The 15425-nt window shown below is 71.8% G+C and carries 15 protein-coding genes; 9 read left to right on the forward strand and 6 right to left on the reverse strand.

Annotated elements, in window-relative coordinates; translation table 11 throughout:
* Nucleotides 1-74 precede the first annotated feature (74 nt).
* On the forward strand, nt 75-989 hold the full coding sequence (locus AB0I82_RS34880) for a hypothetical protein (protein WP_363261532.1): 915 nt from the start codon (nt 75-77) through the stop codon (nt 987-989).
* Nucleotides 990-1000: 11 nt separating this feature from the next.
* Entirely contained in the window at nt 1001-2416 is a 1416-nt protein-coding gene (locus tag AB0I82_RS34885) for a hypothetical protein (RefSeq protein ID WP_363261503.1), read from the forward strand.
* A gap of 56 nt (nt 2417-2472) precedes the next feature.
* Here AB0I82_RS34885 and AB0I82_RS34890 read toward each other — a convergent pair whose 3' ends face one another.
* Nucleotides 2473-3360: an alpha/beta hydrolase gene (locus AB0I82_RS34890; protein WP_363261504.1), complete on the reverse strand. Its 888-nt coding sequence runs from the start codon at nt 3358-3360 to the stop codon at nt 2473-2475.
* Nucleotides 3361-3504: 144 nt separating this feature from the next.
* Entirely contained in the window at nt 3505-5028 is a 1524-nt protein-coding gene (locus AB0I82_RS34895; protein ID WP_363261505.1) for an oligopeptide:H+ symporter, read from the reverse strand.
* A 439-nt stretch (nt 5029-5467) separates the two neighbouring features.
* Between AB0I82_RS34895 and AB0I82_RS34900 the strand changes: the two genes are divergently transcribed.
* Nucleotides 5468-6148 (forward strand): response regulator transcription factor, encoded by a 681-nt coding sequence (locus AB0I82_RS34900; RefSeq protein WP_030265943.1) that lies wholly within the window; start codon nt 5468-5470, stop codon nt 6146-6148.
* A 39-nt stretch (nt 6149-6187) separates the two neighbouring features.
* On the forward strand, nt 6188-7501 hold the full coding sequence (locus AB0I82_RS34905; protein ID WP_363261506.1) for an ATP-binding protein: 1314 nt from the start codon (nt 6188-6190) through the stop codon (nt 7499-7501).
* Between the two features lie 3 nt (nt 7502-7504).
* Here the strand turns inward: AB0I82_RS34905 and AB0I82_RS34910 are convergent, their stop codons facing one another.
* Both AB0I82_RS34910 and AB0I82_RS34915 read right to left on the reverse strand, forming a co-directional pair.
* Complete coding sequence (locus AB0I82_RS34910) at nt 7505-7981, reverse strand: GtrA family protein (RefSeq protein WP_363261507.1); 477 nt, start codon at nt 7979-7981, stop codon at nt 7505-7507.
* 131 nt (nt 7982-8112) lie between these two features.
* Nucleotides 8113-8553 (reverse strand): protease inhibitor I42 family protein, encoded by a 441-nt coding sequence (locus AB0I82_RS34915; protein WP_363261508.1) that lies wholly within the window; start codon nt 8551-8553, stop codon nt 8113-8115.
* Between the two features lie 159 nt (nt 8554-8712).
* Here AB0I82_RS34915 and AB0I82_RS34920 point away from each other — a divergent pair, with 159 nt between their 5' ends.
* The 4 genes from AB0I82_RS34920 to AB0I82_RS34935 all read left to right on the forward strand — a co-directional run bounded on the left by AB0I82_RS34920 (nt 8713) and on the right by AB0I82_RS34935 (nt 12934).
* Nucleotides 8713-9831, forward strand: coding sequence for a 5-(carboxyamino)imidazole ribonucleotide synthase (locus AB0I82_RS34920; protein WP_363261533.1), 1119 nt, complete (start codon nt 8713-8715; stop codon nt 9829-9831).
* On the forward strand, nt 9828-10367 hold the full coding sequence (gene purE, locus AB0I82_RS34925) for a 5-(carboxyamino)imidazole ribonucleotide mutase (RefSeq protein ID WP_363261509.1): 540 nt from the start codon (nt 9828-9830) through the stop codon (nt 10365-10367). Before AB0I82_RS34920 ends, purE begins: the two co-directional genes overlap by 4 nt.
* Complete coding sequence (locus tag AB0I82_RS34930; RefSeq protein ID WP_363261510.1) at nt 10364-11542, forward strand: dipeptidase; 1179 nt, start codon at nt 10364-10366, stop codon at nt 11540-11542. Before purE ends, AB0I82_RS34930 begins: the two co-directional genes overlap by 4 nt.
* A gap of 258 nt (nt 11543-11800) precedes the next feature.
* Nucleotides 11801-12934 (forward strand): dipeptidase, encoded by a 1134-nt coding sequence (locus AB0I82_RS34935; protein WP_363261534.1) that lies wholly within the window; start codon nt 11801-11803, stop codon nt 12932-12934.
* A gap of 49 nt (nt 12935-12983) precedes the next feature.
* Here the strand turns inward: AB0I82_RS34935 and AB0I82_RS34940 are convergent, their stop codons facing one another.
* Nucleotides 12984-13352, reverse strand: coding sequence for a VOC family protein (locus AB0I82_RS34940; RefSeq protein ID WP_363261511.1), 369 nt, complete (start codon nt 13350-13352; stop codon nt 12984-12986).
* 75 nt (nt 13353-13427) lie between these two features.
* On the opposite strand from AB0I82_RS34940, the gene AB0I82_RS34945 reads away from it, so the two are divergent.
* The gene (locus tag AB0I82_RS34945; RefSeq protein WP_363261512.1) at nt 13428-13976 is read left to right on the forward strand and encodes a CGNR zinc finger domain-containing protein; all 549 of its coding nucleotides are present in this window, start codon (nt 13428-13430) and stop codon (nt 13974-13976) included.
* Here the strand turns inward: AB0I82_RS34945 and AB0I82_RS34950 are convergent.
* Complete coding sequence (locus AB0I82_RS34950) at nt 13973-15313, reverse strand: UDP-glucose/GDP-mannose dehydrogenase family protein (protein WP_363261513.1); 1341 nt, start codon at nt 15311-15313, stop codon at nt 13973-13975. The genes AB0I82_RS34945 and AB0I82_RS34950 overlap by 4 nt on opposite strands.
* Nucleotides 15314-15425 lie beyond the last annotated feature (112 nt).

Consider the following 15425-nt stretch of genomic DNA (forward strand, 5'->3'; position numbering starts at 1 on the left):
CGACACCCTGGGCGGCCGCCGTGGTCGCGGCGCTGACCGCCTTCGCCGCCGCGGCCGTACTCGTCGCCTCGCCCCTGGCCGGTACGGCACGCGCCGCCGACGACCGGCCCACCGCCGAGCTCTCCCAGCGGCAGGCGGGCAAGGGCGGCTCGATCACGGTCACCGGTACGGGATGGCGCCCCAAGGCGCTGCTCACGCTGCTGATCTGCGGGCAGAACATGATCGGCGGCACCAACGCCTGCGCCAACGCGGACGGCCGCGCCGTCACCACCGGCAAGGACGGCCGCTTCCGCATCGAGCTGCCGGTCGCCGAGCCGCCGAAGCCGTGCCCGTGCGTGGTGCACGTCGCCACCGTGACCGGCCGGGCCGCGGCGGCGGACGCCCCGTTCACCGTCGCCGGGCACCCCGTGGCCCCGCTCCCCGAGCGGACCGGCGGCGGGCGCCTTTCCGTACTGGCGCCCGCCCGGCTGCGCGGCAGTTCGTCCCTGCTGACCTGGTTCGGCGCGCCGCCGCAGCGGGAGCTGGTCCTCACGGTCGGCAACCTCGGCGCCGAGCCCGCGAAGAACCCGGTGTTCAAGGTCGGCACCCGGCACGGCGTCCTCGCCCCGCAGTGGGAGGACCAGCAGTGGCGGGGCACGATCGACGCCGGGAAGAAGGCCCGGGTGACGCTGCCCGTCGAGCTGGCGGCCGGCGCGCACGGCGACTACACGGTCGCCGTGAAGTACGGCGGCAAGGTCCTGGCCGAGCAGCCCTGGCAGGTCGGCCGGCCGTGGGGCGTGACGCTCTTCTGGATCCTGCTCTGCGTCGTGGTGCCGGCCGCGGTCTTCCGCATCGGCATGGCGATCGTCGACAAGGTACGGCCGCGCGACCGTCCCGCCCCGGGCGGGACGGAGGACGAAGCGCCGGCCGGCCTGCCCTGGTTCACCCCGGACACCGCACCGTCCGTCACCACACTCACCGAGCGACCGACGTCGAAGGGTTCCCTGTGATGAGGCAACGGATGAGGCAACGGAGGAGGGCGGCCGCGGCCGGGAGCGCGCTGATGCTCGCGGGCGCGGGCCTGGTGGCGGTGTCCGGCACCGCCGCGGCGGCCCCGGTCCCCGGCCCGACGGCCGCCGTGTCGTACCTGACGGAGTGCATCCCGCCGCCGATCTCCGGCCTGGATCCGGTGCAGGGCACCACCAAGGTCGAGATCACCGCGCCCGCCACGGCGAAGGTGGGGGACACGGTCGAGGTGGTGTGGACGACGGTCGGCGCCGCGTCGAAGAACCCGGACGTACTGGACCTGGGCAAGGACACGGTCAAGCCGACCGGCGTGCTCAAGGCGGGCGGCGCCCAGACCGGCGAGGTCCCGATGGAGGGCCCGCGGCAGAATCCACCCATCCCGAAGAACAGCCCGATGCAGCTGCCCGACATGACGGGCAAGCTCAAGCTGGAGAAGCCGGGCGAGGTCACGCTGACCCCGGGCGCGTACACGATCAACGTCAACAAGCCCGTCTCGACGGACACCAAGTGCGCACCCAAGGGCGAGGTGAAGCCCGCGCTCACGATCAAGGTGACGGACGGCAGCGGGTCGGACTCGGGCGGCACGTCCTCATCGGGCGGGTCGTCGTCGGGCGGCTCGTCCTCGTCCGGCGGCACGTCCTCCGGTGGCACGTCCTCCGGTGGCTCCGACGGCGGCAGTACGAGCGGCAGTACGGGCGGCGGCTCCGGCGGTGGCAACGGTGACCCCGACGGCACCGCCTACAAGGGCAAGGAAGTCCAGGTCCCCTACGCCTGCAAGACGCCGATCGGGGACAAGAAGGCCACCTCGCCGGTGCAGATCAACGGCACCAAGAAGGGCGGCGACTTCGACATCGTCGTCAAATTCCGCAAGTCCGTGATGGACAGCCCGGCCGACATCCCCAAGGACTCGGTCAAGCCGTCGATGGAGGTGAAGCTGGGCGGCGTCGACAAGGGGACGGTGCACGTCGAGGGCCCGACGAACAAGGAGCCGATCAAGTCCGGCGAACCCATCGAGATCCCCGACCTGAAGGGCACGTACAAGCCCGGCGCGAGCGGTAAGGCGACGCTCACGCCCGGCGTCCTGACGGTCAAGGCGATGGGAACCACCACGACCTGCACGCCCGAGAAGGACCCGGGCGTCTCCCTGGAGCTGGACACCAGCGCGCAGCCGGGCGGCGCGAGCGGCGGCACGTCCTCGGGCGGCGACTCGGGCGGCGCAGCGACCGGCGGCAGCGGCGGTACCGGGGACAGTGGCGGTGCCGCGGGCGCGGCGGGCGGCTCCGGCGGGCTCGCCGACACGGGCGCCGAGGACCACGGCGGCCTGCAGGCGCTCGGCCTGATCGCCGGCACGGTGATCCTGCTCGGCGGCGCCGTCTTCACCTTCATGCCGCGTCGCTACCTGCGGCGCTGACCGGCCGGGGCGTCCGGTGATCCGCGCCGGGCGTACGGCTCTCCGTCCCGTACGTCCTACGCGCGGTCCGCCGGACGCCCCACCCGCGCCATGAGCCAGGCCACTACGCGGTGCTCGACCCCGGGCCGGGTGAGGGCCTTCATGCCGTGGCCCGTGCCCGGTAGGACCGAGACCGTGGCCCGCGGCTCGGCCTTCGCCAGGCCCCGGGAGTGCGCCACGGGGACGAAGTCGTGCGCGAAGTGCATCAGCAGCATCGGCATACCGGGCCTGCCGGGCCGCTCCGTACCACCGGGTGCCCAGGTCCGCGCGGCCATGTCGTCCCAAACGGCGCGGCACTTCGCCGGGGCGCACCCCGCCAGCTTCTGTGCCTCGCGCCGCAGCCGACGCTGGGCCGCCGAGGCGCCGGAGCGCCCGCCGTCCCGCCAGGCCAGATGCGGATCGGCCACCGGCGACAGCGCGATCACCCCGGCCGGCCGCTCGGCCGTGCCTGCGGTGTACTCCGCGGTGTTCGCCGCGATCTGCCCGCCCGCCGACGAGCCGAGCAGCACAATGCGCCGGGGATCGGCCCGGAAGCGGACGGCCTGGGTGCGGATCCAGCGCAGCGCGGCGAGCGCGTCGGTGCGCTGCGCGTGCCAGCGCGCGTCGGTGTTGAGCCGGTAGTCCACGTCGAAGACGACGAACCCGCGCGCCGCCAGCTTCCGGGCCCACCCGCTCCAGTCGGAGTCCCGCGCCCAGTACCCGCCGTGCAGGATCATCACCACCGGCCGGACGTCCGTGCCGGCGGTGCGGTAGGCCCCGACGGTCTGCCGCTTCTGGGTCCCGTAGGAGTACGTCCCCTTGAACACGGCATCCGGCGCCGCATCCGCCCGGCCCCCCTGCGGAACCGCCAGACACACGGCGGCCACGATCCCGCACAGACCCGTCCATACCGTTCCTCGCCGCACACCGGGATCGTTACCGCGGCCCGCCGCCGCCCTCCCCGATCGCCCGGGCACCCCACTCGAACGGCCGCGTACGCGTAGGGCCCCGACGCCGTGGCGCCGGGGCCCTACGTCCGCTCGTAGCAGCGGTTCAGTACAGCGGGTCCGTCAGTGGATCTCGCCCATGCGGGCGCGGACCTTCTTGCGGTACATGTAGATCGCGAAGCCCGCGAGGGCCGCGAGGATCGCCTCGATCAGTACCGCGCGCGAGCCGCTCATGTCGACGCCGCCGATGGAGAGCAGACCCGTGACCGAGTCGCCCGCGGTGTTGGCGAGGAACCAGATGCCCATCATCTGGCTGGCGTACTTCAGCGGCGCCATCTTCGTGGTCAGCGACAGGCCGACGGGGGAGAGGCACAGCTCACCGATGGTCTGGATCAGGTAGATGCCCAGCACCCACATCGGGCTGACCTTCGCACCCCCGGCCGCCATGGCCAGCGGCATCAGGAAGAAGAAGAACGAGACGCCGATGAGGAACAGACCGGCGGCGAACTTCAGGATCGTGCTGGGCTCCTTGCCCTTCCGGTTCAGCCACAGCCACAGCCAGGCGAAGACCGGGGCCAGCGCCATGACGAAGATCGGGTTCAGCGACTGGAACCAGGTGGACGGGAAGGAGATGCCCAGCAGCTCGCCGGAGGTCTTTGTGGAGCCGAACGCCTGGACGGTGGAGCCGCCCTGGTCGTAGATCATCCAGAAGGCCGCGGCGGCGACGAAGAACCAGATGTACGCCGAGACCTTGCTCTGGTCGTCGCTCGAGAGCTCCTTGTCCCGCTTGATGCGGAAGAGCACGGCGGCCGGGATGACGATGCCCAGCACGGTGAGCGGGATCATCGCCCAGTTCAGCGTGAAGTGACCGGTGATGGTCACCACGCTGTAGAAGACCACCGCGATGATGAGCCAGGTCAGGCCCTTGCGCAGCCAGGAGTTGCGCTCCTCGACGGAGAGCGGGGTGGGGACCTTGTTGCTCTCCGGGCTCAGGTGCTTGGTGCCCCAGAGGAACTGGACCAGACCGATGCCCATGCCGATGGCGGCGAGGCCGAAGCCCAGGTGCCAGCTGTGCTTCTCACCGACGGTGCCGATGATCAGCGGCGCGAGGAAGGCACCGAGGTTGATGCCCATGTAGAAGATGGTGAAGCCGCCGTCCCGGCGCGGGTCGTTCGGCCCGTCGTAGAGGTGGCCGACCATCGTGGAGATGTTGGCCTTCAGCAGACCGGAGCCGAGCGCCACCAGCGCCAGACCGGCGAAGAAGAAGCCCTGGCCCGGGCCGGCCAGCGAGAGGTGGCCGAGCATGATGACCGCGGCCGCGATGGCGACGGTCTTGCGGGGACCCCAGACGCGGTCGGCGAGCCAGCCGCCGGGCATCGCCAGGAGGTAGACCATCGCCATGTAGATGGAGTAGATGGCCGTCGTCGTGGCGGCATTGAATCCCAGACCGCCCTCGGCGATGCCCTTGCCGTCCGGGCCGCCGGACAGCAGGTAGATCGTCAGCAGGGCCCGCATGCCGTAGAAGCTGAAGCGCTCCCACATCTCGGTCATGAACAGGGTGGCCAGTCCGCGGGGGTGGCCGAGGAAGGTCTTGCCGCCGGCAGGGGTTCCCTGCCCCGGGGAATCCTTCGTCAGGCTGGACGCCATGGTCGATCCTTGGGTGATCGGGACGCACGGGTGGGGCCGCGCGCCCGGGTCGGCTGACCGGCACCGGCGCAGTGCCGTCCGCCCGCCCACGCCCGGTAGGAGGGTGCGACACCACTATGGAGAGAGGAATCGACAGGACGGCCGTACACCGGAATCCACGCCCCCGTGTATGTGCGATGGACCCGGTCTAGGAGGTCATTTGCCCGCGGGCCCGGTCGTGCCGGCCCCGCACACAACAGGGACCCGACGCCATATGAGCGCCATGGTCCCGGGGTGTACAACGGACGTTCATGCCACTGTACGACGCGCGTAGCGCAGGTTGGGCTCACTGAGACAACGGTCACACCCGGCGCGGGGAACCGGGCGGCGCACCCACCGCCGCTGCCCGGGACCCCCGGAGGGGCATCGTGGCCGTGACCTGTCGGACTACCATCGGGCCATGACCCGTGTACTGCTCGCCGAGGACGACGCGTCCATCTCGGAGCCGCTGGCCCGCGCACTCCGCCGTGAGGGTTACGAAGTCGAGGTGCGTGAGGACGGCCCCACGGCGCTCGACGCCGGTCTGCAGGGCAACATCGACCTGCTCGTACTCGACCTGGGCCTGCCCGGCATGGACGGCCTGGAGGTCGCCCGCCGGCTGCGCAACGAAGGCCACTCCTTCCCGATCCTGGTCCTCACGGCCCGCGCCGACGAGGTGGACACCGTGGTCGGCCTGGACGCCGGCGCCGACGACTACGTCACCAAGCCCTTCCGGCTGGCGGAGCTGCTCGCCCGGGTCCGGGCCCTGCTCCGCCGCGGTACCACCGCCGAGCCCCAGCAGCCCCCGGCCACCCACGGTGTCCGGATCGACGTGGAGTCGCACCGCGCGTGGATGGGCGAGGAGGAACTCCAGCTGACGGCGAAGGAGTTCGACCTGCTGCGGGTGCTGGTGCGGGACGCCGGCCGGGTGGTGACCCGCGATCAGCTGATGCGCGAGGTCTGGGACACCACGTGGTGGTCCTCGACGAAGACGCTCGACATGCACATCTCCTGGCTGCGGAAGAAGCTGGGCGACGACGCGGCCAATCCGCGGTACATCGCCACCGTGCGCGGCGTGGGCTTCCGCTTCGAGAAGAGCTGACGCTCCGCCGAGAACGACCACCCCCGCCCGGAGGGCACCGTGCGCCGCCGACTGATCAACTCCACCCTCGCCGTGGTGCTCGTCGTGATCGCCGTCTTCGGCGTCTCGCTCGTCATCGTGGAGACCCGCACCATCCAGGCGGGGGCCCAGGAGAGCGTGGGCGCCGAGGCCGTGCGCCTGGTGGGCATGGTCGAGAGCCGGCTGAGCGGCGGCGAGAAGATCACCGCCGAGGTGCTGTCGGAACAGATCACCACCGACCGGTACGCGCTGATCGAGGTGCCGGGCCATGCCCCCGTACAGATCGGCAGCCGCCCCTCCGGCGATGTCATCGCCTCCACCGTCCACGGCGAGCAGGGCGAGACCGTCACCGTGCAGGAGCCCCGCTCCGCCGTCAGCGCCGAGATCGGCCGTACGCTGCTGATCATCCTGGCGGTCGCGGCGCTGGCCATCGTCGCCGCCGTGATCCTCGCGATCCGGCAGGCCCGCCGGCTGACAGCGCCGCTCACCGACCTCGCCGAGACCGCCGAACGCCTCGGCTCCGGCGACCCCCGGCCCCGGCACCGCCGGTACGGCGTGCACGAGCTGGACCGGGTCGCGGACGTGCTGGACGCCTCCGCCGAGCGGATCGCGCGGATGCTGACCGCCGAGCGACGGCTCGCCGCCGACGCCTCCCACCAGCTCCGTACGCCGCTGACCGCGCTGTCCATGCGGCTGGAGGAGATCACGCTCACCGACGACCCGGAGACGGTGAAGGAGGAGGCGACGATCGCGCTGGGGCAGGTGGACCGGCTCAGCGACGTCGTCCAGCGGCTGCTGACGAACTCCCGCGACCCGCGCTCCGGCTCCGCCGTCGCCTTCGACCTGGACGAGGTCGTCAAGCAGCAGATCGAGGAGTGGCGCCCGGCGTACCGCAGCGCGGGCCGGGCCATCGTCCGCTCGGGCAAGAAGCACCTGCGGGCCGTGGGTACGCCGGGCGCGGTGTCCCAGGTCCTCGCGACCCTCATCGAGAACTCGCTGATGCACGGTGACGGCACGGTGGCGCTGCGTACGCGGGTCACCGGCAACCAGGCCGTCGTGGAGGTCACCGACGCGGGCCCCGGCGTACCGCCCGACCTGGGCTCCCGGGTCTTCGAGCGGACGGTGAGCGGCCGGAACTCCACGGGGCTGGGGCTCGCGGTGGCCCGGGACCTGGCGGAGGCCGACGGTGGCCGGCTGGAGCTGCTCCAGCAGGAGCCGCCGGTCTTCGCGCTCTTCCTCAGCCGGGAGTCCGAGCGCTACCGGCCGGACGGCGGCGAGAGCGAGCCCGCCCCGGAGGCCGACCCGCAGCCCGGTACGGAGCCCGGCCCGCGCTGAGCGTTACCGGCGGCCGGCCGTCTCGGGGGCCTTCGCCGGCTCCTTCTCGGGCAGCGCCCGGAAGACCCAGGAGCGGTAGGACCAGAAGCGGAAGAGCGTGGCGATGCCGATGCCGAGGAACTTGAAGACGTTGTTCTGCAGCGGGGTGTTCCAGCCGCACCAGTACGTCGCGGCGTAGAGGATGCCGTTCTCGATCACCAGGCCGACCGCGCTGAAGAAGAGGAAGAGCGCCAGTTCCTTGGTGCGGCCGCTCTTGTCCCGGTCCCGGTAGGTGAAGTAGCGGAAGCCGATGTAGTTGAAGAGGATCGCGACGATCGTCGCGACGATCCCGGCCCGCACGACGGGCAGCTCGGTGGTGTGCCGTACGAGGTTGAAGACCACGAGGTTGACCAGCACACCGGCCCCGCCCACCGCGCCGAACTTCACGATCTCGCGGCCCAGCAGCTCCAGCCGCGAACGCAGCGGGCTCGGTCCAGACATATTGGCGGTTCAGCTCCCCGTGAGGCGTCGTGTCCGGCGGACCGTGGTCGGCGGCCGGCCGCTCACTCATGCTAACCAGCGGGCTTGCGGGCCGCCCGTGTCCCGGGTGGTTCCGCCGGTGCGGAGGCGCGTCAGTCGGTCACGGTGATGCGGAAGGCCAGCCGCTCGCCGCCGTCGCTGTCGGCGCGCTCGGTGCCGCACTGGAAGCAGTGCCGCAGCGCCAGCTCGGTACGTCCGGCCCGGACGGCCTGGAACTCCAGGTAGCGGGTGCCGCCGGAGCCCGCGACCACCGGCTCGTCGGCCTCGTAGTGGCTGCCGGCCGGCTTGAGCACCTGTGGGTCGGGCGGCGGGGGCGAGACGGCCCAGCGGTAGCCGGTGCTCGGGTTGTCCTCCAGCTCTATCGAGAAGCGCTCGCCGGGAGCGACGGATATGACCGTGTCCTGCGGCCCGTACACCTGGGGACCGGCGGTGAGCAGGGAGATCAGGGAGTACACCGTCACCAGTAAGGCCGCCACCGCGACCGCTATGCCGATCTTGCGGGACGGCGTCGATATGCCGTCGGTGGCGTCCATGCGTCCTCCCCCGGATCCGCGCGTCCGGACGAGCCTATCGCCCGCTGGCGGCTCGCACAGAGGTACGGAACGTCCGGATTCAGAGGATCGTCCAAGGGGTGGCCGGGAACGGTCGGTCGGAGCGGATACCCTGAAGGCGTGACGTTTCCGGTAGTCGGCATGGTCGGTGGCGGACAGCTCGCCCGTATGACACACGAGGCAGGCATCCCCCTCGGCATCAGGTTCAAGCTCCTCAGTGACACCCCGCAGGACTCCGCGGCGCAGGTCGTCGGTGATGTCGTCATCGGCGACTACCGCGATCTGGCCACCCTGCGGGAGTTCGCGCGCGGCTGTGACGTGATCACTTTCGATCACGAGCACGTCCCCACCGAGCATCTACGGGCATTGGAGGCGGACGGCATTCCCGTACGCCCGGGCCCGGACGCGCTCGTGCACGCCCAGGACAAGGGGGTGATGCGCGCGAAACTGACCGAGATCGGCGCCCCCTGCCCGCGCCACCGCATCGTTTCGGACCCGGCCGATGTGGAGCGTTTCGCGGCCGAGGGCGACGGCTTTCCGGTCATCCTGAAGACCGTCCGTGGCGGCTATGACGGCAAGGGCGTGTGGTTCGTACGATCCGCCAAGGACGCCGAGGAGCCGTTCCGCGCCGGCGTGCCCGTCCTCGCCGAGGAGAAGGTCGACTTCACCCGCGAGCTGGCCGCCAACATCGTCCGCTCCCCGCACGGCCAGGCCGTCGCGTACCCGGTCGTGGAGTCCATCCAGGTCGACGGCGTCTGCGACACGGTCATCGCGCCCGCTCCCGACCTCTCCGAGGAGCTGTCGGCGCAGGCCCAGGAGCTGGCGCTGCGGATCGCCAAGGAGCTGGACGTGGTCGGCCACCTCGCGGTCGAGCTCTTCGAGACCGCCGACGGCCGCATCCTCGTCAACGAGCTCGCGATGCGCCCGCACAACTCCGGGCACTGGACCCAGGACGGCGCGATCACCTCGCAGTTCGCCAACCACGTCCGCGCGGTACTGGACCTCCCGCTGGGCGACCCGCGCCCGCGCGCCCAGTGGACCGTGATGGCCAACGTGCTCGGCGGCGACTACCCGGACATGTACAGCGCGTATCTGCACTGCATGGCCCGGGACCCGCAGTTGAAGATCCACATGTATGGCAAGGACGTGAAGCCGGGCCGTAAGGTCGGGCACGTCAACACCTACGGCGACGACCTGGCCGACGTGCGCGAGCGCGCCGCGCACGCCGCCGGCTACCTGCGAGGAACGATCACCGAATGAGCCAGAACAGCTCTCCTGTCATCGGCATCGTCATGGGCTCCGACTCCGACTGGCCCGTCATGGAAGCCGCGGCCCAGGCCCTCGACGAGTTCGAGATCCCCTACGAGGTCGACGTCGTCTCCGCGCACCGCATGCCGCGCGAGATGGTCGCGTACGGCGAGGAGGCCGCGGGCCGCGGTCTGAAGGCGATCATCGCGGGTGCCGGGGGAGCGGCCCATCTGCCGGGCATGCTGGCCTCGGTCACCCCGCTGCCCGTCATCGGCGTGCCCGTGCCGCTGAAGTACCTCGACGGCATGGACTCGCTGCTGTCCATCGTGCAGATGCCGGCCGGCGTGCCGGTCGCCACGGTCTCGGTCGGCGGCGCCCGCAATGCGGGCCTGCTCGCCGCCCGGATGCTCGCCGCGCACGACGGCGAGCTGCAGGAGCGGATGCGCGAGTTCCAGCAGGAGCTGAACGACCAGGCCACCGAGAAGGGCAAGCGGCTGCGGAACAAGGTCGGAGGCAACGAGGGCTTCGGCTTCGGGGGCGGCAAGTGAGCGAGGCGGCCCGCGAGCTGCTCGCCCGCTGGCCCGTCGTCGACGGCCACAACGACCTGCCCTGGGCGCTGCGCGAGCAGGTCACGTACGACCTGGACCAGCGCGACATCGCCACCGACCAGTCCGCGCATCTGCACACCGACATCCCCCGGCTGCGCGCGGGCGGCGTCGGCGCGCAGTTCTGGTCGGTGTACGTACGCTCCGACTACGACGGCGACCGGGCGGTCAGCGCCACCCTGGAGCAGGTCGACTGCGTGGCGCAGCTGATCGACCGGTACCCCGGCGACCTGCGGCGCGCGCTCACCGCCGACGACATGGAGGCGGCCCGCGCCGAGGGGAAGATCGCGTCCCTGATGGGCGCCGAGGGCGGGCACTCGATCCACTGCTCGCTGGCCACCCTGCGCGCCCTGTACGCGCTCGGCGTGCGGTACATGACGCTGACGCACAACGACACCATCGCCTGGGCGGACTCGGCGACCGACGAGCCGCGCCACGGCGGCCTCACCGCCTTCGGCGAGGAGGTCGTGCGGGAGATGAACCGGCTCGGCATGCTCGTCGACCTCAGCCATGTCTCCGCCGACACGATGCGGGACGCGCTGCGGGTCACCGAGGCGCCGGTGGTCTTCTCGCACTCCTCGGCGCGCGCCGTCTGCGACCACCCGCGCAACATCCCCGACGACGTACTGGCACAGCTGCCCGCCAACGGCGGCGTCGCGATGGTCACGTTCGTACCGAAGTTCGTGCTGCCCGGGGCCGGGGAGTGGACGAAGCGCGCCGACGAGAACATGCGCGCGCACGGCCTGCACCACCTCGACACCACCGAGGCGGGCATGAAGGTGCAGCGCGCCTTCGAGGCCGCGCATCCCCGCCCGGTGGCCACCGCCGCCACCGTCGCCGACCACCTGGACCACATGCGCGAGGTCGCGGGCGTCGACCACATCGGCATCGGCGGCGACTACGACGGCACGGCCTTCACCCCGGACGGCCTCCGCGACGTGGCGGGCTACCCGAATCTGATCGCGGAGCTGCTGGACCGCAAGTGGTCCGAGGCCGACCTCGCCAAGCTCACCTGGCAGAACGCGGTGCGTACGCTGCGGGCGGCGGAGGACGTGGCCCGTGACCTCCAGAAGCGGCGCGGCCCGTCGAACGCGACGATCGGTCAGCTGGACGGCTGAGAGCCGCAGTACGGGCCTGCAGTACGGGTCATCCACCGCGTGTCGCGCGGGGGATGACCCGTACGCATCACTCACCGCGAAGAAGTGGATCTCCCGTGTCACCGTGGCCCTACTGCCACCGATCCAGGAGCTCCGACCATGGCCGACCTCGCCCCCGATCTGGAAGCCGCAGACCTCACCGGTGCCGCCGGGGATCTCGGCACCGCCGAGGACGCCCACTCCCCCTACGGATCAATCGGGCGCCCCGCCGACCCCCCGCTGCGCCGCGACCCGCTCTCCCGCGCGCACGCGCTGCTCGCCGCGCACCCCGTCTTCGACGGCCACAACGCCCTGCCCTGGGCGCTGCGGCTGCACCACGGCGACGACCTGACGCCGGGTCACTACTACGACCTCGAATACGGCGAACCCGCCGTCAGCACCGACCTCCCCCGGCTGCGGCAGGGCCGCGTCGGCGCGCAGTTCTGGTCCGTACAGGTGCCCACCGCGCTCAGCGGTGACCACGCCATCAGCGCGACCCTCGAACAGATCGACTTCGTGCACCAGCTGGTGCGGGCCTACCCCGAAGCGCTGCGCCTGGCGATGACCGCCGACGATGTCGCCGAGTGCCGCAACCGCGGCCGCATCGCCTGCCTGCTCGGCTCGGCCGGCGGCCAGATCATCGACAGCTCGCTCGGCGCGCTGCGGGCCCTGCACACCCTGGGCGTGCGCTCGATGCTGCTCACGCCGGACCGCAACACCCCGTGGGCGGACGCGGCGGCCGACACCCCGTGCGCGGGCGGCCTCACCGCCTTCGGCGAGGAGGTGGTCCGGGAGATGAACCGCCTCGGGATGCTCATCGACCTCTCGTACGCCTCGGTCGACACGATGCGCCATACGCTGGCCATCACCAAGGCGCCGGTCTTCCTGCACCGGTCCGCCGCCCGGAATCTGACGAACCACCGGCACAACGTGCCCGACGAGGTGCTCGCGCAGCTGCCCCGCAACGGCGGCATCTGCATGGTCACCTTCGCCCCGCAGCGGGTGACCGGGCCGGTGGGCGCCGCGACCGTCGAGGACGTCGCCGACCACCTCGATCACGTACGGAACGTGGCGGGGGCCCGGCACGTCGGCCTCGGCGGCGGTTTCGACACCGATCCGGCCGACGGGCGGCCGGAGGGCCTGGAGGACGTCTCCGGCTATCCGCGGCTGCTCGCCGAACTGATCACCCGCGGCTGGACCTTCTCCGATCTGGCCGGGCTGACCTGGGGCAATGCCCTGCGGGCGATGCGCGGCGCGGAGTTCGCCGCGCGCGAGGCCCGGCACCGCCGCGGGCCGTCCACGGCGACCATCGACCGGCTGGACCGGGCGGACCGGCGGGACCGGATGACGCGGTTGCACTGGGCCTGGACCTGAGAGCGGGGGCCGGGCGGGGCTCCCCGCCCGGCCCCCGCCAGGGCCGTCCTCAGTGCAGACACAGACAGAACGGATGCCCCGCCGGGTCGAGGTAGACCCGGAAGTCGCGCTTGCCCTCGTCGTGCTGGACCAGCCGCGCGCCGAGCGCGAGGGCCTCCTGCTCGGCCTCGTCGATACGGTCCCGCGGCACCCGGAAGTCCAGGTGCAGCTGCTGGGAGCGCTCACCGCTGGGCCAGTCCGGCGGCACCATGTCGGGCGCCGTCTGGAACGCGAGCATCCGCCCCTGCGGCCCGGCCACCTCGATCCAGTCGCCCTCCAGCTTCCCGGCCTCCCAGCCGAGCAGGTCGGCGTAGAACTTGGCGAGGGCCTCCGGGTCGGGGGTGTCGAGCACGACGACGCCGTACTGAGCGATGGCCATGGTGTTACCTCCTGCGACGGTGTAGCGGTAACTTCGGTTACTGCATGATGGCCCTCAGCGGGTAACGTGGCAAGGGTGGCCGACCGTAGCGCGCCGCCTTCCCTGGCACTGGTCCAGGATCTGGCGAACACCCTGGACATCGAGACCGGACAGGACGCGCTGACCGCGCCCGGCGGCCTCGCCGCCTTCCTGCGCGACCACGGGTTGCCACCGGCTCCGGCCGGGAAACGTGAACTGGCCGCCGTCCAACGGCTGCGCGAGGCGCTGCGTGCGGCCTGTCTGGCGCACACGGGGACCGACCTGCCCGAGGAGACCGAGCGCACCCTCGGCGCGCTGCTCACCGCCGCGCCGCTGACGCTCACCGTGGACGCGCGGGGCGAGGCGGCACTGTGCCCGGCGCCCGGACTCACCGGGGTCGCCGCACTGACCGCCCGTATCGCCGCGGGCATCGCGACCGCCGCCGCGGACGGCACCTGGCGCCGCCTCAAGGCCTGCGAGGCGCACGACTGCCAGTGGGTCTTCTACGACCGAAGCCCGGCCGCACGCAGCCGCTGGTGCACGATGGCGGTCTGCGGCAGCCGGGCGAAGATGCGTACGTACAGAGCCCGAAAGGCCCAGGGTTAGGCGCGCGGGCGTCCCAGCGCCCGGTACGTCCAGCCGGCCTTGCGCCACAGCTCCGGGTCCAGCGCGTTGCGGCCGTCGAGGATGCGGCGGTGCGCGGCGACCTCGCCCAGCGTGGCCGGGTCCAGCTCGCGGAACTCCCGCCACTCGGTCAGGTGCAGTACGACATCGGCGCCGCGCGCGGCGTCCAGCGCGGTCGGCGCGTACCCCAGCGTCGGGAAGACCCGGCGGGCGTTCTCCATGCCCTTGGGGTCGTACACGGTGACCTGGCCGCCCTGGAGGTGGATCTGGCCCGCGACGTTGAGCGCGGGGGAGTCCCGTACGTCGTCGGAGTCCGGCTTGAAGGTCGCGCCCAGTACGGCGACCCGCTTGCCGAGGAAGCCGCCGCCGACCGCCTCGCGTGCCAGCTCCACCATGTGGCCGCGGCGGCGCATGTTGATCGAGTCGATCTCGCGGAGGAAGGTCAGCGCCTGGTCGGCGCCCAGCTCACCGGCGCGCGCCATGAAGGCGCGCAGGTCCTTCGGCAGGCAGCCGCCGCCGAAGCCGACACCGGCGCGCAGGAACTTCTTCCCGATCCGCTCGTCGTGGCCGATCGCCTCGGCCAGCTTCACCACGTCACCGTCGGCCGCCTCGCAGATCTCGGCCATCGCGTTGATGAAGGAGATCTTGGTCGCCAGGAAGGAGTTGGCGGCGGTCTTGACCAGCTCGGCGGTCGGGTAGTCCATCACGACCCACGGCGAGCCCTCGGCCAGCGGTGTGGCGTACACCTCGCGCAGCAGCGACTCGGCACGCTCGCTCGCGACACCCACCACGAGCCGGTCGGGGTGCAGGGTGTCCTCGACGGCGAAGCCCTCGCGCAGGAACTCCGGGTTCCAGGCCAGCTCCGCCTCCTCGCCGGCCGGCGCCAGCTCGGCCAGCCGCTTGGCGAGCCGGGCCGCGCTGCCCACCGGCACGGTGGACTTGCCGACGACCAGCGTGGGCCGCGTGAGGTGCGGCGCGAGGGACTCGAAGGCGCTGTCGACGTAGGACATGTCACAGGCGTACTCGCCGTGCTTCTGCGGGGTGTTCACGCACACGAAGTGCACATCGCCGAAGGCGCCGGCCTCTTCCCAGGACGTGGTGAACCGCAGCCGCCCGCTGGAGCCCGGCAGCCCGGCGACGTGCTTGCGCAGCAGCTCCTCCAGCCCCGGCTCGTACAGGGGCACCTCACCGCGACCGAGCATCTCGATCTTCTCGGGCACGATGTCGAGCCCCAGCACCTCGAAGCCGAGCTCGGCCATGGCGGCGGCGTGCGTGGCGCCGAGATAGCCGGTGCCGATCACGGTGATCTTGAGGGGCATGGACGCTCCAGGTGCGAACGAAGTCTGTTGCGGGGCCGAGCATAGCCGGGACAAGGGGTGTGGCGATCCGGTCGTTGTCGGCAACCTCACGTACCCCAGGGGGTGCTCCGGC

Source organism: Streptomyces sp. NPDC050315 (assembly GCF_040655775.1).
In the GTDB taxonomy this organism is placed as follows: Bacteria; Actinomycetota; Actinomycetes; order Streptomycetales; family Streptomycetaceae; genus Streptomyces.

Excerpts from the sequence above, each read along its gene's own strand:
- AB0I82_RS34885 (WP_363261503.1), top strand. The coding sequence starts at position 1,001 with ATGAGGCAACGGAGGAGGGCGGCCGCGGCCGGGAGCGCGCTGATGCTC.
- AB0I82_RS34895 (WP_363261505.1), bottom strand. The coding sequence starts at position 5,028 with ATGGCGTCCAGCCTGACGAAGGATTCCCCGGGGCAGGGAACCCCTGCC.
- AB0I82_RS34900 (WP_030265943.1), top strand. The coding sequence starts at position 5,468 with ATGACCCGTGTACTGCTCGCCGAGGACGACGCGTCCATCTCGGAGCCG.
- AB0I82_RS34910 (WP_363261507.1), bottom strand. The coding sequence starts at position 7,981 with ATGTCTGGACCGAGCCCGCTGCGTTCGCGGCTGGAGCTGCTGGGCCGC.
- AB0I82_RS34915 (WP_363261508.1), bottom strand. The coding sequence starts at position 8,553 with ATGGACGCCACCGACGGCATATCGACGCCGTCCCGCAAGATCGGCATA.
- AB0I82_RS34920 (WP_363261533.1), top strand. The coding sequence starts at position 8,713 with ATGGTCGGTGGCGGACAGCTCGCCCGTATGACACACGAGGCAGGCATC.
- purE (WP_363261509.1), top strand. The coding sequence starts at position 9,828 with ATGAGCCAGAACAGCTCTCCTGTCATCGGCATCGTCATGGGCTCCGAC.
- AB0I82_RS34940 (WP_363261511.1), bottom strand. The coding sequence starts at position 13,352 with ATGGCCATCGCTCAGTACGGCGTCGTCGTGCTCGACACCCCCGACCCG.
- AB0I82_RS34950 (WP_363261513.1), bottom strand. The coding sequence starts at position 15,313 with ATGCCCCTCAAGATCACCGTGATCGGCACCGGCTATCTCGGCGCCACG.